General features: G+C 47.7%; 2 protein-coding genes. One reads left to right on the top strand and one right to left on the bottom strand.

Features of this window, described 5'->3' with window-relative positions:
- Positions 1–805 precede the first annotated feature (805 nt).
- The gene (locus KDK13_RS12860) at positions 806–1,447 is read left to right on the top strand and encodes an NTP transferase domain-containing protein (RefSeq protein ID WP_257285371.1); all 642 of its coding nucleotides are present in this window, start codon (positions 806–808) and stop codon (positions 1,445–1,447) included.
- A gap of 73 nt (positions 1,448–1,520) precedes the next feature.
- On the opposite strand, the gene KDK13_RS12855 is transcribed toward KDK13_RS12860, so the two are convergent.
- A complete protein-coding gene (locus tag KDK13_RS12855) occupies positions 1,521–1,892 on the bottom strand; it encodes a hypothetical protein (protein WP_257285370.1) in 372 nt (123 codons plus the stop codon).
- Positions 1,893–2,028: the final 136 nt, after the last annotated feature.

Below are 2,028 nucleotides of genomic sequence, written 5' to 3'. Positions count from 1 at the left end.
AACTTCACTATCGGATAAGCAACCCGTTGTTATGTTCACCTACGCAGGCCGCATTTTGCGACTTGTTCTTTGATACTGTTCTTTATCTTGTTTGTATTAGTTTCACCACTATGTTTCGGTGTTGAAACTGATAAGGTCTATTTATCTTGCAATCCCCTGTACGTGATCTATGTTTCCCGCACATAAGAAAAAATCCGGATCATCGGAGTTCGCACCTCCTACCGGGTTTTCCTCAAAACAAGTGAGCTATTGCTCGGGAGGCAGCATAGCAATGGTTTCCTTTGCCTACACAATTGGGATTGCAAAGTTGTCATCGGAAAACCAGAAACGGGGGTAACGCCAGTAAAATCTACCGGATGCTGTTTGAACCGTTTATGTTCAAGCGTATCAAGGAGGAACAATACAACTGCTTCGGCCAACGGATCGACGATCCTCGCATAACCCCGACACTGCCTGGGCAGAAGGCTTTGAGTAAAACAAACCCTGGATCCGTCGGCTTCTATAATAATCTTGTCGTATATTTTACGGTTGATCAGCTACTGGAAAGTTGCCGTAGAAAGTCCACGCAGTTTTTCAGGGTCTTGGTCGGCTGTACTTTGCCGTGAAAAATATTTCCATGCGCCATGGGCATCTGTGTCCAGGCTGCTTGAGATGAAGTGCGAGGTATTCCAGGCAACTGGTCTTTCCTCCGGGGCCGATTGCCGCAATAATGCGGTCTTTAACCGGGTCTATCCATGACAGGCTAACTGGAAAATGGAGCATAAGACGTTCCCTCAGACAGCCTTAAACCGATGAGACTTTCAGTATGTCAGCGGATTCAACCAAACCTGTGGATTGCCTGATCACAGCAGCAGGACTGTCATCTCGGATGGGGCGCTGGAAGATGATGCTCCCTTTTTCTAGAAGAGAGTCCACCGGGGATTCCACTGGAGAGTCCAGCGAGATGCCAGGGTGTGAGACCATTCTTGATTGCAGCATCGCCAATGCGCTCTGCTTCTGCCAACGGGTTATTCTGGTGACCGGCTACCGGGGCGAAGAAATTCACTCACGGTATGAGAATCACCCGCGCATCAAACTGGTTCATAACCAGGCGTATTATCTCGGGCTTTTCAGCTCCATTCAGGTCGGCATCAGCCATTGCGAAACCGATTACCTGTTCATTACCCATGGTGATATGCCGCTGATTCCTCCCACCGTATTCTCGGAACTCTGGCGACAACGGGATTTTGATACTCTCTTTCCAGTGGTCAGCATCGCTGATAAGCAACCGGGCCATCCTGTCCTTGTGCATCGTCGTGCGTTTGAGTCAGTCCTCGATGCTCCTCCCCAGTCCCGGATGAGATCACTGTTGCTGGCTGGCCCTCATCGTTTTATCTCGGTGGGCACCGATGCCATTCACCTGGATATTGATACACCTGAGCGGTATCAGCAGCTTCAATTAGCATGACAATGATGAGCGTCGGCTGAAGAAATATGGTCTCAAAAATGACGTGAGTAAGTTTTCAGCGTGTAAGGGACACTCAGATTTCTGGAGCAGGCAACATCGTCATTATCCGTTCGATGCTGTTAACCAATTCAGGAACCAGGCGTTCAAATCTCGCTATATGGTCTTTTTCTGCTCTCTCCCGGATCGCAGTTAACATGATGTTAGCCAGCATATCTTTCTCATGCTCAGTAAAAGAAAACGATGGCTTTTTATTGGTACTCATAAGCTCAACCGTTTCGGTAATGATATCGGTGATACTCTGGAGCAGTTTCTCTTTATCGGCATCCTCCGTGTTTGCCTGTTCAGCCAAGAGTCGGCTTAATCGATTTTTATTGTCAGATAAATCTGACTGGCGATTCTCTTGATCTTTTTCTTTATCAGGATGGTTTGAACTAAATGTATTCATATCTCAATACCAATCGAACTTTCTAACTCTCTATTGCGCTGAAGATTTGAGCCTTAACCCTGCGTTGGTGATCGTCGCCACAGCTAGGAGCCTGTCCGAGAATAGACTGCCCTACTGCGGTGGCAGCAAATTGGTC

It is taken from the genome of Endozoicomonas sp. SESOKO1 (assembly GCF_024606265.1).
Lineage (GTDB): Bacteria > Pseudomonadota > Gammaproteobacteria > Pseudomonadales > Endozoicomonadaceae > Endozoicomonas.
Note: the sequence above shows the minus strand (reverse complement) of the source record. Positions and strands in the feature narration are given on the sequence as shown.